We start from the raw sequence: 20,623 nt of genomic DNA on the forward strand, positions 1-20,623 counted from the left end.
GATGCCCGTGGGCCTGGACTTCGCGCTGGACCGCAACAGCCCCGTACCGCTCTACTACCAGCTCGCGCGACAGCTGGAGGCCGCGATCGAGCGCGGTGTGCTGAGCCCGGGCAGCCTGCTGGGCAACGAGGTCGAGCTCGCGAGCCGCCTCGGCCTGTCCCGCCCCACCGTCCGCCAGGGCATCCAGACCCTGGTCGACAAGGGGTTCCTGGTCCGCCGCCGGGGCGTCGGCACCCAGGTGGTGCACAGCCAGGTCAAACGCCCGCTGGAGCTCAGCAGCCTCTACGACGACCTCGAGAACGCCGGACAGCGTCCCACGACGCAGGTGCTGCACAACGCGGTCGAGTCTGCGTCCGCCGAGGTCGCGGCGGCCCTGGGCATCGCGGAGGGCGGCGCGGTACACCGTGTGGAGCGGCTGCGCCTCACCCACGACCGGCCCGTGGCGGCCCTGTGCAACTACATCCCGGAAGGGCTGCTGGACGTCGACACCGCCCGGCTGGAGTCGACCGGCCTGTACCGCATGATGCGTGCCGTCGGTATCACCCTGCACAGCGCCCGCCAGTCCGTGGGCGCCCGCTCCGCCTCGCCGGAGGAGGCCGAGCGGCTGGACGAACCGGCGGGCGCCGCCCTGCTCACCATGCAGCGCACGGCCTACGACAACACCGGCCGCGCGGTCGAGTACGGCACCCACATCTACCGCTCCTCGCGGTACGCCTTCGAGTTCCAGTTGCTGCTCCGTACCTGACCGCGCCGCGCCCGACGGGCGCCCGCCCCGCCCGTCACTCGCCCGCCCGTCACTCCCCGGTGTCGCGGCGGGCCCGGTCGCGGCGGCGCAGCAGGAGGAAGCCGCCCGCGAGGGCGGCGACGCCGGTGGCGGCGGTCCAGGCCGGCAGGTCGGAGGAACCGGTGGCGGCCAGGTCGCCGCCCTGCCCGCCGAGGGGGCTCGTGGAGGAGGCGGGCGTGGCGGACGCGCCGCCGGACGGTGACGCGCCGGACGCGCGGCCGGAGGGCGACGTACCGGACCCACCGGCAGTGGGCGTCGGCGACGCCGCCGTCTCGGCGGCGGTGACCCGGGGCCGGGTGAACGCCAGCGTGCCGAAGCCCAGTTGGTCGTAGCCGCCGCTGTTGGGGCCGTAGTCCCCACCCCCGCCCTCGGGCGCGAACCGGGCCGCGATCTTCGTGAGGTGCGGCGCGTCCAGCCCCCGGCGCTTGGTGTAGTGGTTGGCGATCATGGCCCAGATCGGCCGGGCCATGGCCGGGTCGACGGCCGCCGCCGCGGACGCGGTCTCCGAGCCCGACCAGATGCCGGGTGCGCCCTTCTTCCGGGTGTACGAGGTGTAGGGCACGTCTCCGCCCAGGCTCCACTTGGCGACGTACTGGGCGCCCTTGAGGAAGCGGCTGTCGTCGTAGCCGTACAGGTCGATGCCCTGGTTCCAGGCCATCTCGCAGATGGTGCCCATCAAGCCGACGCCCAGCAGGGCATGACCCTGGTCGCGGCCCGCCTCGACCCATTCGGCGAGGCCGTCGGCGTACACGACCGGGATGGCGTTCTTGACGGAGCCCATGCCGGCGCCGTGCTTGAAGTACTCCACGGCGCGATCGACCTTCGCGTGGTCGTCGCACAGGATGCCGATCGCCAGGACGGAGGCGATGTTCGTCAGGTCCCAGTTGGCCCAGTAGTTGGTGATGTAGGAGCCGTTGTGGTGCGCGAGGAAGTCCTCGCTCATCGGGTGGAAGACGTCGACCATCATCTTCTGGAACCGGGCCAGTTCGAAGCCGTCGTGGCTGCGGACGAGCTCGGCGGCGTTGGCGAACTGGTAGCCGTAGAGACCCGAGGCGAGGAACCGGTCGGCGCTGCCGTCCAGCCTGGTCAGCCTGGCCGACCAGGCGTTGAGGATGTCACGGGCGGCGTCTGCGTGCGCGGTGTCGCCCGTGACGTGCCAGCGCAGGGCGTTCTGGTAGGCGGCGTGGATGTCGTTGTAGAGCGTGGCGTAGTTCTCGGGCGTGCCCGAGCCCCGGTAGACGGTCGCCTGGGGATTGGCCGTCCAGGTGCTCTGGGCGTGCCGGTTGGCCGTCAGCCTGGCGAAGCCGGCCGTGTAGGGCTCCGCGCCGGCCTTCACCTGGGTCGCCATGCGATGCAGATCGGCCCGGGTGTGCAGCATCCCGGGGTGCGCGAAGGCACCGTCCGCCGCCGTTGCCGGGGCCGCCGCGAGGGCGGTGCCGACCGCGGTGGCGCCGGCGATCTTCAGCATGTTCCGGCGACTGATCTGTGCTGTCACTGACGTGGTTCCTTAGCGCTCGGTGCCCGGGGATGCCTACGCACAGGAGACGTCGTGGAACGCGGCCGATAACAGAAAGTCGCTCAGAGGCCTTCCTTCATGGACGCGATGACGGATTCCGGCCATCGCGACCGCCCCGTCATGCCAGAGGCACCCACGTGCCCCGCTCGGCGGAGCGGGACATCGCGTCCAGTGCGGCCGCGCTGTGCACCGCGTCGGCCAGCGTCGCGCCGTACGGGGTGTTCTCGGCGATCGACCGCAGGAAGTGGTGGGCCTCGATGACCTTGAGATCGTCGTAGCCCATGCTGTTGGCGGAACCCGGCTGGAAGGCGGCGTACTCGCCGTCCCCGGGGCCGACGTACACCGTGCTGACGGGCTGGTCCTGGTACGACGTACCCCTGCTGACGCCCAGTTCGCCCATGCGCCGGAAGTCCCAGAAGACCGCGCCCTTGGTGCCGTGCACCTCGAAGCCGTAGTTGTTCTGCTCGCCGACCGAGACCCGGCAGGCCTCCAGCACGCCCCGCGCACCGGAGGCGAAGCGCAGCAGACAGTTGACGTAGTCCTCGTTCTCCACCGGGCCGAGTTCGCCGCCCGTCGCGCGGGTGTGACCGGCGGTGGCGCCGGTCGGGCGGGCCCGGCGAGGCAGGAAGATCGCGGTGTCGGCGGTCAGTGCCTCGATCTCGCCGAGCAGGAAGCGCGCCAGGTCGACGCCGTGCGAGGCCAGGTCGCCGAGGACGCCGCTGCCGCCGCGCTCCCGCTCGTAGCGCCAGGTCAGAGCGCCCTCGGGATGGGCCGCGTAGTCGCTGAACAGCCGGATGCGGACATGGGTGACGATGCCGATCTCGCCGGAGGCGATCAGTTCGCGGGCGGCGGCGACGGCGGGCGCGCCCCGGTAGTTGAAGCCGACCGTGCCCTGGACCCCGGCCTTGGTGACCGCGTCCGACACGGCCCGGGCGTCCTCGGCGGTCAGTCCCACCGGCTTCTCGATCCAGATGTGCTTGCCCGCCTCGGCCATGGCGAGGCCGATCTCGCGGTGCAGGAAGTTCGGCGCGGCGATGCTCACCGCCTGGACCCGGGGATCGGCGGCCACCTCGCGCCAGTCGCGGTGGGCGGCGGCGAAGCCGTACTGGGCCGCGGCCTCCTCCGCCCGGCCCGGCACCTCGTCGGCGACGGCGACCAGTTCGGGCCGCACGGACAGCCCGGGGAAGTGGTGGGGCACGCGGGCGTACGCCTGGGTGTGCACCCGTCCCATCCAGCCGAACCCCACGACGGCAACGCCGAGCGTACGCACCATGACTGCCCCTCTTTGGACCGGTCCAACGGTTTCCCGGCTCACACTGAAGGCCGCCGCAGTGCGTGTCAAGCCCTTTGACAAGTTCACCCGCCTTATGGAACGGTCCAGGAATGGAGCCACACAGACCATGAGAGCACCGACGATTCGCGACGTCGCCGAGCGAGCCGGAGTGTCGAAGTCGCTGGTCTCCCTCGTGCTGCGCGGCTCCGACCAGGTCCGTGACGAGAAGCGGCAGGCCGTGCTGGCCGCCGTCGAGGAGCTCGGCTACCGGCCCAACGCCGCGGCGCGCAGCCTCAGCGAGCGGCGAACCCGTACGGTCGGGGTGCTCCTCAACGACATGCGCAACCCCTGGTTCGTGGAGCTGCTGGACGGTCTCAACTCGCGGCTGCACGACTCGGGCCTGCACATGCTGCTCGCCGACGGCCATCTCAACCGGCGTCTGGGCGAGGACCTCACCCGTACCTTCGTGGACCTGCGTGTCGATGGTCTGATCGCCGTCGGCACCCTGCCGGCCGCCGAGGCGTTGCGGACGGCGGCCGGGCAGATTCCCACCGTGGTCGCGGGCGCCCGGGAGCCCGAGCTGCCCGGTGTCGACGTCGTCGCCAACGACGACGAGCGCGGCGCCCGCCTGGCCACCGAGCATCTCATCGGCCTAGGCCACCGCCGGATCGCGCACATCGCGGGGCGGGGGGTGGTCGGTGAGTTGCGCCGCCGCAGCTTCGAGGCGGTCATGCGCGAGCACGGACTGGCCGCGGAGGCGGTCGTGGAGCAGGGCGACCTGACCGAGGAGGGCGGCTACCGTGCCACGGTCCGGCTGCTCAGCGCCCGCGAACGGCCCACCGCCGTCTTCGCGTTCAACGACATCGCCTGCGTCGGCGCCCTCTCGGCCGCCGAGGAACTCGGCCTCCAGGTGCCGCGCGACCTCTCCCTCGTCGGCTACGACAACACCTACCTCTCCCGGCTGCGGCACCTGTGGCTCACCACCGTGGACAGCGCCGGTCATGACGTCGGCCGCCGTGCCGCGCAGTGTCTGCTCGACCGGATCGCCGACCCCGCCCGCCCGGGCGAGGTCGTCCTCACCGCCCCGGCCCTCGAGGTCCGCGGCACGACGGCGCCCGTGCGGGCTTAGGGCCTGCTCGGCTTCCTGCTCTCCGACGCGAGCACCTCCCACCTCCGCACCTGCCCCGGACACGGCCACCGTCGTCATGGAACTCCCGCGACGTCCGCGCACCGGGAGGGACTCGGCGATCGCGCCGGTCGGCCACGAACCGACCCGGGGGCCGCCTGCACGGATACGAATCCCATCTCGTGCCCGCCTACTCGGACACCGCGCACCGGCCGGACTCGGGCCGCGCCGACCCACACGGTCCCACCGGGGAACCGCCGCATGTCCGGACCCGGCCGCCGAGCAGGCCGGTCAGGAGGGCGTCGGTGGCCGGGGCCGGCAGATGCCGGCCGCCGGGGGACGACTCCAGGCCGACGACCAGGGCCAGACAGATGTCGGCGGCCTCGGCGGGCTCGACACCGGTCGGGGCAGCCGCTTCGGCGAAGAGACTGATCAGCAGGCGCCGCAACTCCCCGACGAACGCGTGGCAGATGTCCCCGAACAACCGGGCCTTCTCGTCGAGGAGTTCGGCCGTGCGCAGGGAGTCGCCGGCCGGCTGGAGCACCAGGTCGAGCTTGGCGGCCAGAACGCCCCGGACGCGCTCGGCGTGCGGGGCGCCGCACCCGGCGGCCGCCTCCCGGGCCCGGCCGAGCGCCCGCTCGTGCGGACGCCCGGCGAGCAGACGGAAGACGTCGTCCTTGCCGCCGACGTACTGGTAGACCGCCGACCGGGACACGCCCATGGTGGAGGCGATGTCGTCCATCGTCGTGCGCCGTACGCCGTACCTGGTCAGGCAGTCGTAGGCGGCGTCGAGGACCTCATCGAGCCGGTCGGTGGCCATGAGGGTCAGGCCAGCTTCTTCAGCAGCTCGACGGCCAGAGGGGCGGAGGACGCCGGGTTCTGGCCGGTGACCAGGTTGCGGTCGACGACCACCTTGGGGGCCCACGGCTCGCCCTCCTGGAAGTCGACGCCCACCTCGACGAGCCGGTCCTGGAGCAGCCACTTCGCCCGGTCGGCGAGACCGGCCTGCGACTCCTCGGCGTTGGTGAACCCGGAGACCCGGTAGCCCGCGAAGGCGTTCGTGTCGTCCTCCTTCGTCGCGGCGAGCAGCGCGGCCGGGCCGTGGCACACCACACCGAGCGGCTTGCCCGACTCCAGCGCGAGGGTGAGCAGCCGGCCGGAGTCCGCGTCGACCGCCAGGTCCTCCATCGGACCGTGGCCGCCGGGGTAGAAGACGGCCGCGTAGTCGGCGAGGTCGACCTCCGCCAGCTTGACCGGCCGCTGCAGCGCGGTCATCGACGCGAGGGCGTGCGCGATGCGGTCGGCGGCCTCCTGGCCACCGTTGACCTCGGGAGCCAGGCTCCCCTTGTCCACGGTCGGCACGACGCCGCCCGGCGTGGCGACGACGACCTCGTGGCCCGCGGCCTCGAACGCCTCGTACGGGGCGACGGCCTCCTCGGCCCAGAAGCCGCTCGGGTGGCGGGTGCCGTCGGCGAGCGTCCAGTGGTCGACGCCGGTGATCACGAAGAGAATCTTCGACATGGTGCGTTTCTCCGAGGGTGCGGGGGGCGTTGCCGGTTGTTCCTGTCGTACGCCGCGACGCTCTTGACCCAGATCGTCGGGGCGGTGATGTCCTCGACCGTATGCGGCTCTGGCATAGGTGACCAATAAGGAGTGTGGTCAGAGCCATAGGAAAGCCAATGCCTGGACGCCAGACGTCACCCCCACTACTCTGTTCGTAACCTAATCAATTAGTTGAGTGTGAGAGGCGGGGCTCGGATGCACCCCTTCCGGAAGGCCGTAGAGGCGGGCGACCTCACCGCGATCGAGGAGATGCTGGCCGACGACGTGGTGTTCACCAGCCCCGTCGCCTTCAAGCCGTACCCGGGGAAGGCCATCACCGCGGCCATCCTGCGCGGCGTCTCCCGTGTCTTCACCGACTTCCGCTACGTACGCGAGATCGCCGGTGCCGATGGCCGCGACCACGCGCTCGTGTTCACCGCGAAGGTGGGCGACAAGGAGCTCAACGGCTGCGACTTCCTGCACTTCGACGAGGACGGCAGGATCGACGACCTGATGGTGATGGTCCGCCCGCTCTCGGCGGCCCATGCGCTCTCCGAGGCGATGGGCGCCCAGTTCGAGCGGATCTCACGCGAGGCGGCGGAGGCGATGGACGGCTAGGAACCGTTCGTTCGCAGTCGGGCAGGCGAGGCTGTTCCTCCGGGCAGGGCGGTCGCTGTTGCCGCTTGCGGCGCTACCACCAGACCCGGAGGGCGGCGCAGGGGTTCTGAAGTGCGGGGTTTGACGGGCTTTCCCGCGGCTACCCGCCCCTGGTGACGGCAATGACATCCCAGCGAGAACTCATCCGATTCCTGGAGGACCGCTTCGAGTGTGCGCAGGCCTGCGCCGAGGCCGCCCGCGCCTGTGCGCTGCGGGCGAGCGTGGTGGATCCCGACGGGCCGAGGGAGCAGGAACTCGTACGGCACAAAGGCCTTCTGTGCGTGGAGGTGTGCGACGCGACCTGTCGTGTGCTGGCCGAGGAGGCCCGCCGGGACACGGCCGGCATCCGCGTCCAGGTCGAGTGGTGCCGTACCGTCTGCCGCGAGTGCGCGGACGTCTTCGACGAGCACCCGGGTGGGCAGGACGGTGCCAAGTCTTGCCGGGAGTGCGCCCAGGCCTGCACGGACTTCCTCGCCACACTGAGCCGCGCCTGAAACACCGCCCCGCAGGCGAGTACGGCCTCGTTGACGGACCGGCGCCGCGGTGCGGACGATGGCTCGCATGCGATTTCTGCGGCGCGTTCGGGACGATCTCGCCTCCGGCGAGAACCTGGAAATCTACGTCACGGCGCTGCTCTCGCTGACCCTGGCGGCGCTCGGTGCACTCGATGTGGCCGGCGGCAAGGTACTGGCCGCAGCCACCCTTGCGACCCTCGCCCTGCTGGCCGGAGGGCTGCTGGGCAGCCGTCGGCAGGTCGCCGAGCTGGCGGCGGAGGTACGCGCCCGCGCCGCCGGTGACATTTCGGCGGAGGACTTCTTCAGCGGCGACAAGCCGGAGCTCGTCCAACAGGTACGTGGGGCACGGGACATCAGCATCGTTGGAGTGACCCTCGCCCGCACCCTCCGCAACTCGATCGACGAGCTGGAACGTCGAGCCGTAGCCGGATCCGTGATCAGGATCGCGCTCATCGACCCCGCCGGTACGGCGCCCGCCGAGGCCGCGCGCCGCAGCACCGTCCCCCACCGGCCCGAGGTGTACCAGAACCGACTGCGCACCTCGATCGACCTCCTGCGGGAGCTGCTCGAGAATCCAGGGGTGAGGGACAGGGTCGAGGTGAGGTTCCTGCCGTTCGTGCCGGCCTTCGGGCTGGTGCTGCTGGACCCGCGGCGGCCGGGCGGCATCATCCACGTGGACATCTACTCGCACAGCTCGGGCAGTGGCGACGCCGTGTTCACTCTGCGCCCCGACCGCGACGGGCACTGGTACCAGCACTTCCAGGCCGAGTTCGACCGTGTCTGGGAGTACGGCCGCCCGGCCGACGCCTCGGACGGGTTCCCTGGATGAGGGGTCGCCGGGAGGGTCGCGGTCGGGGCGCCGGTGTCTTCGGCATTCACAATTTCTGAAACACGTTCTACGGTGTGCGCCGTCAGGTCCGGCCTTGGGGAGCCAGGAGGCGCCGTGCATCTCGAATACACGCCAGAGCAGCAGCGGCTGCGGACCGAACTGCGCGGATACTTCGCCGAGTTGGTGCCCGACCACGCCTACGCCCGATACGGCGACCCGGCCGCCCAGAAACGGTTCTACCGCGAGACGATCCGGCGGCTCGGCAGGGACGGCTGGCTCGGGGTGGGCTGGCCCACGGAGTACGGCGGGCGCGGGCTGACCCCGATGGAGCAGTTCATCTTCTTCGACGAGGCCGCCCAGGCAGGCGTACCGCTGCCCCTGATGGCGCTGAACACCGTCGGTCCGACGATCATGCGGTTCGGCACCGCGGAGCAGAAGGACTACTTCCTGCCCAGGATCCTCTCCGGCGAGATCGACTTCGCGATCGGCTACAGCGAGCCCGACGCGGGGACGGACCTGGCGGCGCTCAAGACCAGGGCCGTACGGGACGGCGACGAGGCCACCGGCCACTACACCGTCAACGGGCAGAAGATCTGGACGACCAACGGCGACACCGCCGACTGGGTCTGGCTCGCCGTGCGCACCGACCCGGACGCCCCACCCCACAAGGGCATCACCATGCTCCTCGTGCCGACCTCCGACCCCGGCTACTCCTGCACCCTCATCAACACCCTCGCCTCGCACGACACCACCGCCAGCTACTACGAGAACATCCACGTCCCCGTCTCGCGCCGGGTCGGCGAGGAGAACAAGGGCTGGCGGCTGATCACCAACCAGCTCAACCACGAACGCGTCACCCTCGCCGCACACGGCACCATGGCGATCCGCGCCCTGCACGACGTCCAGCGCTGGGCCATGGACACCAAGCTCGCCGACGGCCGCCGCGTCGCCGACCTCCCCTGGGTGCGCCGCCGCCTCGCCCAGACCCACACCAGGCTCGACGCGATGAAACTCCTCAACTGGCAGATGGTGAACGCCGTCCAGGAGGGCACCCTCACCCCGCAGGACGCCTCCGCGGTCAAGGTGTACGGCTCCGAGGCCCGCCGGGACGCGTACGCGTGGCTCATGGAGATCGTCGCCGCGCCCGGCGTCCTCAAGGAGGGCTCCACGGGCGCCGTCCTGCACGGCGAGCTGGAACGCGGCTACCGCTCGGCGGTGATCTTCACCTTCGGCGGCGGGAACAACGAGATCCAGCGCGAAATCATCTCGTGGATCGGACTGGGGATGCCGCGGGTCCGGCGTTGATCCGGTGTGACCAGGCCTCATAATCGTGCGCTCGACGACGTAGCGGAAGATGCCCAGGCCGGTGGCATGGGGCTGGCCTCGCTCCGCGATCACTGGTCGGATCCCGCGCTGTCGGAGCAGGCGGCGGTACTTGTCGTGGTCGTAGCCGCGGTCGGCCGGCAGCGCGTCCGGCCGTCGGCGCGGCCTGCCGACCCGTCCCGCGACGGCCGGGATCTTGTCGAGCAACGGCAGGAGCTGGGTGCCGTCGCCCGCGGTTTCCGCCGGTCGGCGACACCACGAGCGGGATGCCCTGCCCGTCGACGATGAGGTGGTGCTTGCTGCCCGGCGTTGCGCGGTCGACCGGGCTGGGAGCGCTTTTGGGCCCCGCCGGGCCGCGCGGACGTGCGAGGAATCGATCACCGCCCGAGACCAGTCCAGCTTGTCCTTCGACCGCAGTTTCTCCAGAAGCACCACACGGAGCTGGTCCCAGACGCCGGCCTCGTTCCAAGCGGCCAAGCGCCGCCAGCAGGTCACGCCTGAGCCGAAGCTCAGCTCCCGCGGCAGGTACTCCCACTGGCTGCCAGTGTGCAGGACGAACAGGATCCCGCACAGGGCCTGCTGGTCCGGCACCCGCGGCCGTCCCTCGACCGTCTTTGGCGTCGGCTCGGGCAACAACGGCTCGATCAGCGCCCACAGTTCATCCGGCACGATCCACAGCCCGGTGCCCACAGCGACCGGTATGCGGCACTGTGGGCGCTGCCCGGTTTCTCACGCTTCCTCGCGGAGTTTGAGTCGCTGCGGCAGATCGTCTCCGGCGTGCGCGCGATTCTCTGCTGCGACGCCCAAGGCGACGCCGGCCTGGCGCGGGGTTGGGTGATGCCGGCCGTCGGCCTTGCGGTGGCTTCCGTCTCCGGCTTCGGTGTCACTGCTTGGTACGACCGCAAGGGATTGCATCGTGTCCCCGCGCCGAGTGAAGTCGGCAAGGTTACCGGGGCGTTCGGTGTGGTGAGGCATCCCGTGGGGCCGGGAGGTGGTGCGCACCGCTTGGTGCTCGGTGTGGCCTCTCCTGATCGGACGACGGCGCCGAGCCTTCGCACGGCCGCGTCCTGCCGTGCATACCTCACTGGTAAACCGATCGGTTTTCAATCGGTGGAATCCGCGTTAACCTTTCGGCATGACCACACAGGTGAGGTCACGCCCCCGAGAGCGGCTACTGGACGCGGCGGCCACGCTGGTCTATCGCGATGGCGTGAGTGTCGGTGTCGAAGCACTGTGCAAGGCGGCGGGCGTGTCCAAGCGCTCCATGTACCAGCTCTTTGAGAGCAAGGACGGGCTGCTGGCGGCGAGCCTGGAGCGACGCGCCGCCGACTTCGCGGTCCGTTTCCTGCCCGCGCCGGACGACGAGCGTTCGGCGCGCGAGCGGATCCTTTACGTCTTCGAGCGGGTCGAGTCGCAGGCGGCTCTGCCCGAGTACCTCGGCTGTCCGTACCTCGCTGTCCAGATCGAGCTCAAGGACGAGGGGCATCCGGCGAGCCGGGTCGCGCGACGGGTGAAGGAGAACCTGATGGCCTTCTTCCACTCCGAAGCCGCACGAGGCGGGGCGAACGACCCCGACCTGTTGGCCAGGCAGTTGACTCTGGTTTTCGACGGCGCGAGCGCCCGTGCGGGCATCAAGGTCGACGATCTGTCGGGACTCGTCGTGCCCACCCTCAACGCGCTGCTCGACGCGGCGGGTCTGTGCTGATGCGACGTGCCCTGTCTGCGCTCGACGGCGTTACCGCCGTCCGGCGGAAGCGGAATCCGGGCCTCGCTTCGCGGGCGGTTGCCAGCCGTCGGTCATCTGTCTGACCGGCCTGTGCGGGCAACGGCGTGCGGCGTAGCGCTGAGCGTCCGAGTCCGAGTCCGGGAGGATGGACAAAGCCTCAGCCTTGTCCTGCAGGGGGCGCGGCATCGTGGTCATGAACTGTTTACGGCGTCGCGAGGTAGGGGCCGAGGACGTCCTGGCCGGCGGGGCAGACGGTCAGGCGGCAGCCGGACTTGTAGTTCGGCCTGAAGGCCAGGCTCTGCCATATCGAGGCGTCCTCTGCGTCGTGGCCAGGGAGCGGAGGCCGACGGGGTCGTCGCTGTCGGCCGCGGTCTGCGCCCAGTCGGTGAACCCGCCCGTGAACTCACGGTAGTTGTGCGTGACGCAGGCGAGGAGGTCGAAGTCCCCGCCCTTCTTGTCGGCGCCCACTGGGCAGGTGGCCATGCACAACTTGCACTCCACGCAGGGGGTGTGGTCCAGCGCGTCCTGTACTCGCTCACCTCGGCGTCCACGAGGACGGAGGCCAGGAGCACGAAGTTGCCGAACCACGGGTGCATGACGTTGCCGTGCGGGTCCAACGCTCTTCGACTGCGTCGGACGCTTCGGCAGCCGCGAGAGACCAGCTGGTCCTTGTACCGGGCGATGCCCAAGGCGCCTGTCAGGGCGGTCGGACGGTGGTGAACCGGAAGGCGACAAGGTACCCGACGGGCGCGAGGCGGTGCTGGAGGCAGGCGTACCGGCCGGGCATCCGGCGCCGGCGGGCCCCATCGCACTGCTGGTCGGCAGGCGCCAGCTCGGCGACCGTGAGGATCCGCTCCAACGGCAGTCGCTCGGGTTCAGGACTCGAGGAATTCAAGCGCTCTTGTCACGAATTCATCGTGGTACTGAAAGATTCCTCCGTGTCCGGCATCCGGGTAGAGGGGGACAAGTTCGCTCTGGGGCAGACATGCGGCCAGGTCGAGTGTGTTCTGGCTGGGCACCATCCGATCGTTCTCACCGTTTGCCACGAGGACCGGTTGACGAATGTCCGACAGGTCCGACGGCGCCTGGCGGCCCCACCGTTTGATGGCCTTCAACTGGGCGCGGAACGACGGCAGCGAGATGTCTTTGTCGCGGTTCTGTGTGCGCTCCTTCAGCCGTTCCAGGAAGGCGCGTCCGGCCCGCCGGCCGCCTGCGGTTTCGGTGAAGAAGAGGGAGAGCTTGGGATCCTGGCGGGTCAGGGCGCCTTTGAGCGTGGCCTGGATGGTGAGTGCCGGGACCTTGTCGATGCCGGGGCCTCCCGCGGGGCCCGTGCCGGCGAGGATGACCTTGCGGACGAGGTGCGGTTCCTCTTCCGCGATGACCTGTGTGATGAAGCCCCCCATCGACAGGCCGAGCAGATCGACCTGGTCGAACCCGAGGGCTCGGACGAACAGCACCGCGTCACGAGCCATCGCCTCGATCGTGTCCGGCGTGGAGCCCCCCGATCCGCCCACCCCGCGGTTGTCGAAGGTGATGACCCGACGTCGCGCGGCGAGTCCGTCGACGACGCGCGGGTCCCAGTTGTCCAGGGCCCCGGCCAGGTGCATCAGGAGGATCAGCGGCACGCCGCCCTCGGGACCGAGTTCCCGGTAGGCGAAGTCCTCGCCGCGAACGGACACGGAGCGGGTCGGCGCGTTCTCGTACGACGACATCGAGGGGGAAGGGGGATTTCGCGGTGTGGTCATGTCCGGGTCCTTCTGTAGCGGTTTCAGGGCACATCTGGCTGCCGCGGGCGGCGTCGTTCGGGCGCTCGTGGAGGACCTTGACTGGCCGGCAGGATTGTTCCCTCACGTCATCTTGACGACGACCTTGCCGGCCTTCGCGCGCCCCGCTTCGACGTACTCCAGCGCTTCTCGGGTCGACTCGAACGGGAAGACGGTGTCGACGACGGGTCGGATCGATCCGGTCTCGATGAGCGGGGTGAGCTCGCGCAACTGGTCCCCACTGGCCGTCATGAACAGGAACGAGTAGGTCACGTTGCGGCGCCGGGCGCGTCGTCGGATCCGGAGACTCAGCGCGGACATCACCAGTCGGATGACCGGATTCGCTCCCAACTCCCTGGCGAATGCGGCGTCGGGAGGGCCCGCGACACTGATCACCTTCCCCCCGGGCTTGAGCACGTCCAAGGACTTCGTGAGCGTCTCGCCGCCGAGCGAGTCCAGGACGACGTCATAGTCGTGCAACTCCGTCTCGAACGCCTGCTTTTTGTAGTCGACGACAACGTCCGCACCCAGACGCTTCGCCAAGTCGACGTTGGCCGTGCTCGTGGTCGTCGCCACGTGCGCACCCAACTGCTTCGCCAGCTGGATGGCGATGGTGCCCAGGCCGCCGGAACCCGCGTGGATGAGGACCTTCTGGCCCGGCTGGATGCGTGCCCGCTCTACCAGTACCTGCCACGAGGTCAGGGCGACCAGGGGAAGGGACGCTGCCTCCTCCATGGTGAGTGTGGCAGGCTTGATCGCCACGTCGTCCTGGTGCACCGCGATGAGTTCGGCGAACGTGCCGATCCGGTCCTTGTCGGGCCGCGCGAAGACCTCGTCGCCCACCGCGAACCGCGTGACGGCCGCACCCACTTCGACCACCACTCCGGCCAGGTCGTTGCCCAGGACGAACGGGACGCGGTAGGGAAGGATCGCTTTCATCTTCCCGTCCCGAATCATGCGGTCGAGCGGGTTGATGCTCGCGGCCTGGATCCGGATCAGCACGTCGTCCGCGCCCGCCTTCGGGTCCGGCACCTCGCCGACGCGCACGCCGGCCTTGCTGCCGTAGCGCTCTACCGTGAAGGCCCTCATCGTCGTCTCCGTATCTTGTCCGCAAGCGGACGGGGGTGCTGTTCGGCCCGGGCTGGTCCGGGTGGTGGACGGTAGTTCTTGCTGGTATGCGATCTTTTGTGTAGGAGGTTTTGTGGGAGGCGGGGTCCTTGGTGCTGACTTTCGGTGGGCCTCGGTGATGAGCGCATGCGAGGGTGTGACGCCTGACATCTGCCGAGGTCGGTAGAGCCTTCCGCGGTTGCCCCGCGCGTTTCGTGGATGCCGCGGTGGGCCCGTGCGGCGGGTGATGATCAAGATTCATTGAATTACATTCATAATTCTATGTGGCGGGCCGGCGGACCGCAAGTGGATCCGTTGCTCTCGGGGCTGCCGTGGTGTGCCGCCCGGGTGTAAGCGGGCGAGATCTGTGGTGCGGATGCGTGCGTTCCGTGGGTACGTCAGGTCGAGGTCCTGGCGTGCTCATGCTCGACGCCCAGCAGGGCGAAGGCGTTGCGGATGCCCTGTTCGAGCAGTTCATCGGCGAGCTGCCTGTCGGTGAGGGCTCGGGAGAGCTGCAGCGTGCCGGCCATCATGGCGTAGGTGCTGAGTGCCTTGGTGCGGACCGAGAGTGGATCGTCGGGTGCCAGGCGGGCGGCGATACCGTCGATGACCATCAGTACGCCGTCGGTGTATGCCTGCTTGGTCGGGTCTGCGCAGCGCCGGATTTCGTCGAGCAGGGCGGCGGAGGGGCAGCCGTCGTCGGAGCTGTCGCGGTGCCGGGCGGAAAGGTACCACCGCACGATCTGCTCAAGTCCCGCGCGGCCGGGTGCCGCCTGAGCGACGATGCTCGCGTTCTGTGTCTGCAGCTGGTCGGCGACCGCGGTCGCCACGAGGTCGTCCTTTGACATGAAATGGGTGTAGAAGGCGCCGTTGGTCAGCCCCACGTCCTTCATGAGGGTCGAGATGCCCGAGCCGTCGATGCCGTGCCGCTTGAACCGGCGTCCGGCCGCCTCGATGATCCGTTGCCTGGTTGCCTGCTTGTGATCTTTCCCGTATCGCACCGTACGCTCCTTCGCTCGCCGGAGGGGTTGCTTGCTCTCCGCAGACTTGCTCCCTCTATTGTATTGCGAACATAATTCAATGGCTTGAGGGCCTCGGTGGCCGCTCCGTCGGCGGCGAGGTGTCGCGCCTGGGGGCGGGGCCTCGCATTCCCTCGCGGCGGGTCATCTCGTCGGCGGCTCGGGGGCGTTCGCGGCGCGCCGCGGAGTGTGGATGGTCGCCGGGACTCACTTGCGCCCCGTCATCCCCCATGCATAGTATTATGAACATAATTTAATTTTCCATCCCGGAAGGTGCTGCCCTTGCGCTCGGCAAGGCGGACTCCGAGGTGGTCGGAACGAGTCGGAAGACACGGGCGTCACCCGTCGCGGCAGCTGATCCACCTCGAAGCAGCCAGTGACGCGTACGTCAACAACGTGGTCGAGCAGGTGATCGATCCGTTCGGGCGGATCCGCGACGTGGTCGACAGCGCCGGCTCAGTACGTCGGGCGCCGGTGAAGAGAACTCCGTCCCGCAAGCCCAGCGCGTCTTCGGTGTGCTGCGTGAGCAGACCCGTGAGAGGTCGCGCACACCCGTCAACAGGAGAAGGACACATCATGAGCACGTATCTGGCAGACAAGGCCGAGGACCTCACCGTCGAGGGCCCCTCCGCGACGTTCACCTACCGGCGGATGGGGCCGCAGGGCGGAGTTCCGCTGGTCCTGCTCAACCGCTTCCGCGGCACCATCGACTGGTGGGACCCGGAGTTCCTGGACCACCTGGCCGCTGACCACGACGTGATCGTGTTCGACAACGTCGGCGTCGGCTACACCGACGGCGAGCCGCGCGACTCCCTCGAAGGATTCGCTCAGGGCGCCATCGAGTTCATCGACGCACTCGGCCTCACGCACGCCGACCTGCTCGGCTGGTCCCTGGGTGGCATCGTGGCCCAGCGTGTCGCCCTGCGACGCCCCGAGCTGGTGCGCAAGCTCGTCGTGGCGGGCAGCGGCCCGGCCGGCTGGGTGCCCGGCGCACCGGACTTCAGCGAGAAGGTCCTGGGCATCATGGCCAAGCCCGATGCCGACCTGGACGACATGCTGTTCCTCTTCTACCCCGAGACGGAGGCGGCCCGTGCCTCCGGGCGCGAGCACTTCGAGCACGTCTCGACCCGGCTCGCCGCGGGCGGCCCCGCGGTCTCCGAGACGGCGGCGCAGGGCATGCTCGCCGCGGCGGCCGCGCTCCTCGCAGCCCCCTTCGACCAGGTACAGGCGGAACTGGAGGCCATCAAGCAGCCCGTCCTCTACGCCAACGGCCTGAACGACGTGATGATCCCCGCCCACAACTCCTACGTAGCGGTCCAGCACCTCGACAACGCCACCCTCGTGCTCTACACCGGCGCCGGCCACGCGTTCCTGTTCCAGTACGCCAAGGCCTTCACCCAGCAGGTGGCCGACTTCCTCGCCGCCTGACCACGTCGATTCCACCGCCGCCCCCGAACGATGCGGGGGCGGCGCTCGCACGATGGTCGAACGTCACCACCACGAGACCTGGTTGGCGCTCGGTGCGTCCCGTCGACGTGACTTCAGTCGAGACCTTCGCGGAGATGTCCCATGCCCAACCTGGCTGTCCGGTTCGGCCCGCGTGCGCCATAGCGCCGAGCCGTCGACGCGGTCCGGCGGCCAGCCGTGCCGGCGATCTTCCGCATCGTCGCCGGTCTCTGCTGTTTCCCGTACGGCCCCCGTTACCCTCGCTTCGTCGCAAAGCTTCCCGAGCACACAACGGGTTGACTCCGCCCCGGCCTCGTTCTTGGGCTGTCCGTACAGGACGACAACGAGAGGACTGGAGAGCGTCTCCGGACTGTGCGGCGCTGTGCCATCCACGATCAAGCCCCTCTTCCGATTGATACTTGCTGGGCACGGGCAATCCGAGGGGTGGGCGGTCCGCTCAGGTCGACGGCGGGCCCGAGAACGGCGATCACCGGGCCCGCCGACACGGATCTTGCGGTCGTGCACTCACCCGGCTCAGTGATGGCCGGTGGGCGATGTCGGCTGATCGGTGTGGCGTTCCAGTCGCCAGGTCGTGGTAGAACCCGCCGCCACGGTGGTCACGCCCCTATCGGGCCATTCGATCCGCGCTCTTGTGCCGGTGGGCACCGTCGTGTGCACCTCGATGCCTGAGGCATGCAGCTCCCACCTGATGGCCACGCGGCCGTACGGGGATTCGTGAGCGGCGCCGGTCCACGTGATGCCGCCGCCTGGCCGTGGACGGAAAACGATGTCGCGATAGCCGGGTGAGGCCGCCGTCAGCTCCACGACTGTGGTGTGCAGCCCCTGGGCGACCGCGCCGAGGGCGTTGTGTTGAAGGAACGTCAACTACCCGATCGACCCCAACGTCGACGGGGGGCCGGACGGCCGCCTGTACATCTCCTGGGGTTCCTGGACAGGCAGCGGGGCCTACTTGCACGTCCTGGACTACTCCACCGGCAAGCTGTCCACGGGCGACAACAACCGCTGGCGCATCGCCGTTGGGATCGAGAACCCGACGATCAACCTCAACGGCGGCTACTACTACCTCTTCGGCTCGAAGGAGACCTGCTGCAACGGAGTCAACAGCACGTACTACGCCGTGGTCGGGCGGTCCGCCGGCATCACGGGACCGTACCTCGACCAGAACGGCACGGACATGGCCTCCGGTGGCGGGACCACCGTCCTCACCGGCGCCTGCCCGAAGGTGGCCGCCGGCGGTGCGGACGCCTACGACGACGGTTCGTCGAAATTCCTCGCGTACCACTACTACGACGGCAACAACTCCGGGCAGGAGACCCTCGGCATCCGTCAGGTCACCTTCTGGCGGCGGCTGGCCCGTCAGCGCCGGCCCACTCGGAGCGGCGAACAACCACCTGCTGAACCGCAACAGAACCAAGTGCGCGGACGTCTGGTACCCAAGCACGGCGGACGGCGCGGCCGTGAACTCGGGGAACTGCAACTCCGGGGCCACCAACTGTGGGTGGCGACGGCCGTCAGCAGTAACTATGAGCTGGTCAACGTCAAGAGCGGCAAGTGCCTCCAGATCTCCGGCGCCTCCACCGCAGACGGTGCGGTCGCCGTCCAGTCGACGTGCACCGGAGCCTCACAGCAACTGTGGACGAAGGCGGCGGTGATCGGCGGCTACGTCACCTGTGCCAACGTCAACAGCGGCAAGTGCCTCGAGGTCGCCGGAGCATCGACCGCCAACGGGGCAGCCCTGGACCAGTCGAGGTGCAAGCGCCGGCACGAACCAGCAGTGGCTTGTCGTCTGACAGCCAGGAGAGCCGATTCGTGATTCCGGCGATGACGTCAGCTCGTTCGGGGCATCGGCTTGCGAGCTCATGGAATTACGGTCATACTTTAATCGTCGACTCGACGCTGAGGGGCTCAACCGCTCAGGGTTCCGACGCCCGCGGCCCTTGACCGTCGACCCCGCAGACTGCAGCCGCAGCCGGGAGACGCAGGTAACTGCTCCACGCCCTCCCCCTCCGTGAAGAAGGGGTTGGTGCCTTGGCAGGAACCTCACGCCGAAGGGCACGACCGTGACTGACTCACAGGAAGTACGAGGCGACGTCGTGACGTCGTACAAGAACGCACCGACCCGCACCATCATCGCCGGGGGAGTGACCTTCGCCTACCGCGAACTCGGTCCCCAGTCCGGCGTCCCGGTGGTCTTTCTCACCCACCTCGCCGCAGTGCTCGACAACTGGGATCCCAGGGTTGTCGATGGCATCGCCGCGAAGCGCAAGGTCATCACTTTCGACAACAGGGGTGTTGGTGCTTCCAGTGGTTCGACGCCGCGCACCATCCAGGCGATGGCGAAGGATGCCGTCACCTTCATCCGGGCGCTCGGCCTCGAGTATGTCGATCTCCATGGCTTCTCGATGGGCGGCATGATCGCCCAGGTGATCGCGCAGACCGAACCGGACCTCGTCCGCAAGCTGATCCTCACCGGTACCGGTCCCGCGGGTGGCGAGGGGATCAAGAACGTGACCCGGCTGTCCCATCTTGACACCGTCCGGGGACTGTTCACCTTTCAGGATCCGAAGCAGTTCCTCTTCTTCACCCGCACGGCCAATGGGCGTCGGGCCGGGAAGGAGTTCCTGGGCCGCCTGAAGGAGCGCACCGTCGACCGGGACAAGGCGATCTCCCCGATTTCTTACAGCAACCAGCTCAAGGCCATTCACCGCTGGGGGCTGGAGCGGCGCCACGATCTCTCCGTCATCCATCAGCCTGTGCTCGTCGCGAACGGTGAGAACGACAGGATGGTTCCGACCCAGAACTCGGTCGACCTGGCTCGGCGGGTGCCAAACGGCGAGTTGGTGCTCTACCCGGACGCCGGCCATGGCGGCATCTTCCAGTTCCACCGGCAGTTCGTGGAGACGGCGCTCGAGTTCCTCGACCAGCAGTAGGCGCGAAGCGCCGTTGTCGCCTGGGTCGAGGACGTTGCCTCAAAGCCGTGACGCCCTTTGGCCGAGCGGCTTGAGGTGCCCGTTCGGAGTTGCCGACCCGCCTGCTTCCCGGTGATTCGGCGATGGAGGGGCGCTGCGGGAAGGCGGACCCATGACTGGCGTGGTGGACGTCTCCGTCGTTGACGGTCGGCGGCAACGACGGGGAATCGTCCAGTCTCTCCAGCCGGGCGAAGGCGTGCTCAACGCAAGAACGGGCCGCGCCGCGTGGGCGGTTTTGTCCCTGCCTCGCAAGCCGATCGTTCGGCCCGGTCGCGCTCCCGACGCAACGCGATGACCAGGCCGGGGTTCGGGGGCTGCCATGTGTGATGATTGTGGTACTGGTGGTGAGCTGCCCCCCCGGTCACTCCATGCGGCAGCCGTGGGTATCCCCCTCACCTCATGAATGCGAGGGCGTTCACGATCCCCTGCTCAAGGACCTCATCGGCGAACTTCGGGTCGGAGAGGGCGCGGGACAGTTGCAGCGTCCCCACCAGCATGGTGAAAAGCCCGATGGCTGTGCCCCGGGCGGACTTCGGATCCTCAGGTACCAGACGGGCGGCGATCTCATCCACGATGTCCCGCGCGCCGTCGGTGTAGGCCTGCTTGGTCCCGTCCCCGCAGCGGCCGATCTCGTCGAGCAGGGCGGCGGAGGGGCATCCGAGGCCGGGGTGGTCCCGGTGGTCAGGGGACAGATACTCGCGAATGAGGTCTTCGAGTCCCGGGCGGCCGGGCCGCAGGGTGCCGTACTTCGCGGCCTGTGAGCGCAGTTCGTCGGTCACGACATGAGCGACGAGGTCGTCTTTGGACGTGAAGTGGGCGTAGAAGGCTCCGTTGGTGAGCCCGGCATCCGACATCAGCGTGGAGATGCCCGAGCCGTCGATGCCGTCCTGCTTGAACCGATGGCCGGCTTTCTCGATGATCCTTTGCCGCGTCACCAGCTTGTGCTCCTTGGTGTAGCGCACCACGAGCTTCCTCCGTTCGCTCCCTGAGGGCCTTTGCCTCGCACT

20 protein-coding genes and 1 pseudogene are annotated in these 20,623 nt (G+C 69.1%); 10 read left to right on the forward strand and 11 right to left on the reverse strand.

The genetic code is table 11. The annotated features are described in order from the left end of the window. The first annotated feature begins 1 nt into the window (after position 1). Positions 2–745 carry a GntR family transcriptional regulator gene (locus ACIRA5_RS30550; protein WP_403696540.1) on the forward strand — a complete coding sequence of 248 codons (744 nt, stop codon included), beginning with the start codon at positions 2–4 and terminating at the stop codon, positions 743–745. A 49-nt stretch (positions 746–794) separates the two neighbouring features. Here the strand turns inward: ACIRA5_RS30550 and ACIRA5_RS30555 are convergent, their stop codons facing one another. Together ACIRA5_RS30555 and ACIRA5_RS30560 are read right to left on the reverse strand one after the other, a co-directional pair. Next, positions 795–2,252: an alginate lyase family protein gene (locus tag ACIRA5_RS30555; protein ID WP_403696543.1), complete on the reverse strand. Its 1,458-nt coding sequence runs from the start codon at positions 2,250–2,252 to the stop codon at positions 795–797. A gap of 166 nt (positions 2,253–2,418) precedes the next feature. Continuing rightward, a complete protein-coding gene (locus ACIRA5_RS30560) occupies positions 2,419–3,573 on the reverse strand; it encodes a Gfo/Idh/MocA family protein (RefSeq protein WP_403695967.1) in 1,155 nt (384 codons plus the stop codon). A 127-nt stretch (positions 3,574–3,700) separates the two neighbouring features. Between ACIRA5_RS30560 and ACIRA5_RS30565 the strand changes: the two genes are divergently transcribed. Further along, positions 3,701–4,702, forward strand: a complete 1,002-nt coding sequence (locus ACIRA5_RS30565; RefSeq protein ID WP_403695970.1) for a LacI family DNA-binding transcriptional regulator — start codon at positions 3,701–3,703, stop codon at positions 4,700–4,702. A 187-nt stretch (positions 4,703–4,889) separates the two neighbouring features. On the opposite strand, the gene ACIRA5_RS30570 is transcribed toward ACIRA5_RS30565, so the two are convergent. Both ACIRA5_RS30570 and ACIRA5_RS30575 read right to left on the reverse strand, forming a co-directional pair. Next, positions 4,890–5,519 (reverse strand): TetR/AcrR family transcriptional regulator, encoded by a 630-nt coding sequence (locus ACIRA5_RS30570; protein WP_403695973.1) that lies wholly within the window; start codon positions 5,517–5,519, stop codon positions 4,890–4,892. A gap of 5 nt (positions 5,520–5,524) precedes the next feature. Next, positions 5,525–6,220 (reverse strand): type 1 glutamine amidotransferase domain-containing protein, encoded by a 696-nt coding sequence (locus ACIRA5_RS30575; protein ID WP_403695976.1) that lies wholly within the window; start codon positions 6,218–6,220, stop codon positions 5,525–5,527. Between the two features lie 237 nt (positions 6,221–6,457). Here ACIRA5_RS30575 and ACIRA5_RS30580 point away from each other — a divergent pair, with 237 nt between their 5' ends. From ACIRA5_RS30580 to ACIRA5_RS30595, 4 genes are all read left to right on the forward strand, one after another. Then, entirely contained in the window at positions 6,458–6,859 is a 402-nt protein-coding gene (locus tag ACIRA5_RS30580; RefSeq protein ID WP_352051263.1) for a nuclear transport factor 2 family protein, read from the forward strand. Positions 6,860–7,011: 152 nt separating this feature from the next. After that, the gene (locus ACIRA5_RS30585) at positions 7,012–7,392 is read left to right on the forward strand and encodes a ferredoxin (protein ID WP_403695979.1); all 381 of its coding nucleotides are present in this window, start codon (positions 7,012–7,014) and stop codon (positions 7,390–7,392) included. A 67-nt stretch (positions 7,393–7,459) separates the two neighbouring features. After that, on the forward strand, positions 7,460–8,242 hold the full coding sequence (locus ACIRA5_RS30590; protein ID WP_403695982.1) for a hypothetical protein: 783 nt from the start codon (positions 7,460–7,462) through the stop codon (positions 8,240–8,242). A gap of 114 nt (positions 8,243–8,356) precedes the next feature. Continuing rightward, on the forward strand, positions 8,357–9,547 hold the full coding sequence (locus tag ACIRA5_RS30595; protein ID WP_403695984.1) for an acyl-CoA dehydrogenase family protein: 1,191 nt from the start codon (positions 8,357–8,359) through the stop codon (positions 9,545–9,547). Positions 9,548–9,622: 75 nt separating this feature from the next. Here ACIRA5_RS30595 and ACIRA5_RS30600 read toward each other — a convergent pair. Continuing rightward, positions 9,623–10,255, reverse strand: a pseudogene (locus tag ACIRA5_RS30600) (IS5 family transposase); the annotation flags it as partial. 445 nt (positions 10,256–10,700) lie between these two features. Between ACIRA5_RS30600 and ACIRA5_RS30605 the strand changes: the two are divergent. Beyond that, the gene (locus ACIRA5_RS30605; protein ID WP_403695987.1) at positions 10,701–11,270 is read left to right on the forward strand and encodes a TetR/AcrR family transcriptional regulator; all 570 of its coding nucleotides are present in this window, start codon (positions 10,701–10,703) and stop codon (positions 11,268–11,270) included. Between the two features lie 276 nt (positions 11,271–11,546). On the opposite strand, the gene ACIRA5_RS30610 is transcribed toward ACIRA5_RS30605, so the two are convergent. From ACIRA5_RS30610 to ACIRA5_RS30625, 4 genes are all read right to left on the reverse strand, one after another. Continuing rightward, positions 11,547–11,774, reverse strand: a complete 228-nt coding sequence (locus ACIRA5_RS30610; RefSeq protein WP_403695990.1) for a hypothetical protein — start codon at positions 11,772–11,774, stop codon at positions 11,547–11,549. Between the two features lie 392 nt (positions 11,775–12,166). Beyond that, on the reverse strand, positions 12,167–13,036 hold the full coding sequence (locus tag ACIRA5_RS30615) for an alpha/beta fold hydrolase (protein ID WP_403695993.1): 870 nt from the start codon (positions 13,034–13,036) through the stop codon (positions 12,167–12,169). 102 nt (positions 13,037–13,138) lie between these two features. Then, positions 13,139–14,143: an NADP-dependent oxidoreductase gene (locus tag ACIRA5_RS30620; protein ID WP_403695996.1), complete on the reverse strand. Its 1,005-nt coding sequence runs from the start codon at positions 14,141–14,143 to the stop codon at positions 13,139–13,141. Positions 14,144–14,559: 416 nt separating this feature from the next. Further along, complete coding sequence (locus tag ACIRA5_RS30625) at positions 14,560–15,162, reverse strand: TetR family transcriptional regulator (protein WP_403695998.1); 603 nt, start codon at positions 15,160–15,162, stop codon at positions 14,560–14,562. 594 nt (positions 15,163–15,756) lie between these two features. On the opposite strand from ACIRA5_RS30625, the gene ACIRA5_RS30630 reads away from it, so the two are divergent. Continuing rightward, positions 15,757–16,608: an alpha/beta fold hydrolase gene (locus tag ACIRA5_RS30630; RefSeq protein ID WP_403696001.1), complete on the forward strand. Its 852-nt coding sequence runs from the start codon at positions 15,757–15,759 to the stop codon at positions 16,606–16,608. Between the two features lie 552 nt (positions 16,609–17,160). On the opposite strand, the gene ACIRA5_RS30635 is transcribed toward ACIRA5_RS30630, so the two are convergent. Beyond that, positions 17,161–17,511 carry an alpha-L-rhamnosidase C-terminal domain-containing protein gene (locus ACIRA5_RS30635; RefSeq protein ID WP_403696003.1) on the reverse strand — a complete coding sequence of 117 codons (351 nt, stop codon included), beginning with the start codon at positions 17,509–17,511 and terminating at the stop codon, positions 17,161–17,163. 49 nt (positions 17,512–17,560) lie between these two features. Between ACIRA5_RS30635 and ACIRA5_RS30640 the strand changes: the two genes are divergently transcribed. Both ACIRA5_RS30640 and ACIRA5_RS30645 read left to right on the forward strand, forming a co-directional pair. Further along, on the forward strand, positions 17,561–18,460 hold the full coding sequence (locus tag ACIRA5_RS30640; protein ID WP_403696545.1) for an RICIN domain-containing protein: 900 nt from the start codon (positions 17,561–17,563) through the stop codon (positions 18,458–18,460). A 280-nt stretch (positions 18,461–18,740) separates the two neighbouring features. After that, positions 18,741–19,577: an alpha/beta fold hydrolase gene (locus ACIRA5_RS30645; protein WP_403696006.1), complete on the forward strand. Its 837-nt coding sequence runs from the start codon at positions 18,741–18,743 to the stop codon at positions 19,575–19,577. A 431-nt stretch (positions 19,578–20,008) separates the two neighbouring features. On the opposite strand, the gene ACIRA5_RS30650 is transcribed toward ACIRA5_RS30645, so the two are convergent. After that, positions 20,009–20,581 (reverse strand): TetR/AcrR family transcriptional regulator, encoded by a 573-nt coding sequence (locus ACIRA5_RS30650; RefSeq protein ID WP_403696008.1) that lies wholly within the window; start codon positions 20,579–20,581, stop codon positions 20,009–20,011. Positions 20,582–20,623: the final 42 nt, after the last annotated feature.

The sequence above is a fragment of the Streptomyces sp. NPDC096311 genome (assembly GCF_044763085.1).
Lineage (GTDB): Bacteria > Actinomycetota > Actinomycetes > Streptomycetales > Streptomycetaceae > Streptomyces.